The organism is Flavobacterium plantiphilum, assembly GCF_046000495.1.
GTDB classification, from domain to species: Bacteria; Bacteroidota; Bacteroidia; order Flavobacteriales; family Flavobacteriaceae; genus Flavobacterium; species Flavobacterium plantiphilum.
Map to the genome: position 1 here is coordinate 1 of NZ_JBELQA010000015.1, position 2,848 is coordinate 2,848.

Consider the following 2,848-nt stretch of genomic DNA (forward strand, 5'->3'; position numbering starts at 1 on the left):
CCGGATTAGTGGCTGGAACCTATACCCTAACCGCTACTGCTCCGGGGGGTAACCAAGGACAAAATTGTACTGCAACAACTCAGGTGACTATCACACAACCTACTGCCCCAATAAGTGCCAATGCTGTTATTACTAACAATAATAATTGTGTAGGATGTAGTAATGGTTCTATAGATATTACAGCTGAAGGAGGTACAGCACCTTATACATTTACTTGGTCAAATGGAGCGACAACTGAAGATATATCATCCTTACCTAAAGGCACTTATAATGTTGAAATAAAAGATACTAATGGATGTACCGCAAATTACACCTATAATATCAATGAGTCGGGAATTGAGATCCTTAAAGATGCTGTTTACGAAGATACAAATCAAGATGGTATAACAAATGTAGGAGATAATATAGTTTATAATTTTGTAGTCAAAAATACTGGTAATGTAACAATAACAAATATAATTGTTACCGATAATAAAGCTACAGTAACTGGAGGTCCTATAGCTTCTCTTGATTCAGGTGCTTCTGATGCTACAACCTTCATAGGTATACATGCAATTACTCAAGACGATATTAATAAAGGAATATATTATAATATTGCTTTAGCAAATGCAAAAGATAATGAAAACATTACTGTAAACAATAATTCGTCTGACCCTACTCCATGTACTTCATGTCCTAAAGATCCTGAATGTCCTGATTGCACTATAACAGAATTGAACCAAATTCCTAGTATCACTATTACAAAAGATGGTTCTTATGTTGATACTAATCAAGATGGCATAACCAATGTTGGAGATGTAGTATCCTATAACTTTATTGTAAAAAATACAGGTAATGTAACACTAACTAATATAACAGTAACAGATAATAATGCTATTGTAAGTGGTGGACCTATTGCAACACTTGCTGTAGGAGCAATTGATACAACTACATTTACAGCTTCACATGCCATTACACAAGATGATATTAATAACGGAATTGTATACAATTTGGCTTTGGCTACAGCCAAAGATCCAAAAGGGCAAGATATCACTGCGACATCGACCGACCCTACTCCTTGTACTTCTTGTCCAATTAAAGAAGATTGTCCTGAATGTACAATTACCGAATTAACACAATCACCAAACATTGCTTTAGTAAAAACTGCTAGTGTAAGTGGAACCGCTGCCCTAGGTGATGTAATTACATATACTTTTACAGTAACCAATACAGGAAACACAACACTTACTAATATAGTAGTAACTGACCCTCTACCAGACTTGACTATCACTGGAAGTCCAATTGCTTTACTTGAAGTTGGTGCTTCAAGCTCGGTAATTAAAGGAACTTATACTATTAAACAAGCAGATATTGACGCAGCTAATGTAACTAACTCAGCTCTAGCAATCGCAAAAGATCCAAAAGGTAATGATGTTACCGATATTTCAGGTACAACAGTTGAAAATGATAATCCAACAATTACAATACTTACTCAAAATCCAGGATTGGAAATAATTAAAACCGCTAATACCGAAAACTATAGTTCTGTAGGAGACATCATCAACTATACTATTCAAGTAAAAAATACTGGAAATGTAACTCTTTATTCAATTGCTGTTACTGACCCTTTAACAGGACTAAATACAACTATTGAATCATTAGCACCAGGCGCTTCTCAAGAGTTTAATGAAAATCATATTGCAACTCAAATAGATAGAGAAAATGGTTCAGTAACCAATACTGCTCAAGCTAATGGATTTACTCCAAATGAAACTCAAATTCATGCGGAAGATACAGCTGTTGTAGAAGCAGCAATTGTCTTAGGTTGTGGAACTATATTTATTCATAATGCATTCACTCCAAATGGTGATAATTTAAATGAAAAATTTGTAATTGATAATATCGATGATACACTATGTTACCCTGAAAACTCTGTAGAGATTTACAACAGATGGGGAATACTGGTTTATGAAGCCAAAGGATATAACAATGAAGATGTCTCATTCAAAGGTTTCTCTGAAGGCAGAGTTACCGTAGACAAATCGGCCGGATTACCTACAGGGACTTACTTTTATATTTTGAATTATACATCCGTTGGTTTACAAAATGAAATTATAGCTAACAAAAAGCAAGGGTACTTATACCTTTCCAGATAATAAACTCAAATCTAATTACCAGAGGTTTACATTAAAACTCTGGTTATAAAATCAAGTCAGATGAAAACAAAATTACTACTAATCAGTCTAATGTTTACAATAGTAGCAAGTTATGCACAACAGGATGCACAATTTACTCAATATATGTATAACACTATAAATGTAAATCCTGCTTATGCCGGATCCAGAGGAGCAATGAGTATATTTGCATTACACCGTACACAATGGGTTGGATTAGATGGGGCACCAACTACAAATGCTGTTTCGATCAACACCCCTTTTAACAACAGCAGATTGGGTTTAGGTATATCTATCATTAATGATAAAATAGGACCTACACATGAAAACACCATCGCTGCCGATTTATCATATACTATTCCTACTTCTGAAAATGTTAAACTTTCTTTTGGTATAAAAGCTACTGGTAATTTATTTGATCTTGATCCTGACAGACTAACTCCTGAACAGGCCGGAGATTCTAAATTACAGGGTTTTAATAATAAGTTTACCCCTAATTTTGGAGCTGGTGTTTATCTTCATTCTGATAAAGCTTATCTGGGATTCTCCGTTCCTAATTTTATTGAATCAAATCGATACGATGATAATGATGTAGCGCTCTTTAAAGAAAAAATGACGTATTATTTAATTGCCGGTTATGTAATGGATTTAAATTACAACCTGAAATTCAAACCCGCTTTACTCACTAAAATGGT

Annotated in this window: 2 protein-coding genes; both read left to right on the top strand. The window is 34.3% G+C overall.

What is annotated here, in order from left to right; translation table 11 throughout:
* On the top strand, positions 1-2,135 hold a 2,135-nt coding region (locus ABS764_RS16185), incomplete at its 5' end, for a DUF7507 domain-containing protein (protein ID WP_408082833.1).
* 60 nt (positions 2,136-2,195) lie between these two features.
* Positions 2,196-2,848: PorP/SprF family type IX secretion system membrane protein (locus ABS764_RS16190; RefSeq protein ID WP_408082834.1), on the top strand; the 653-nt coding region annotated here is incomplete at its 3' end.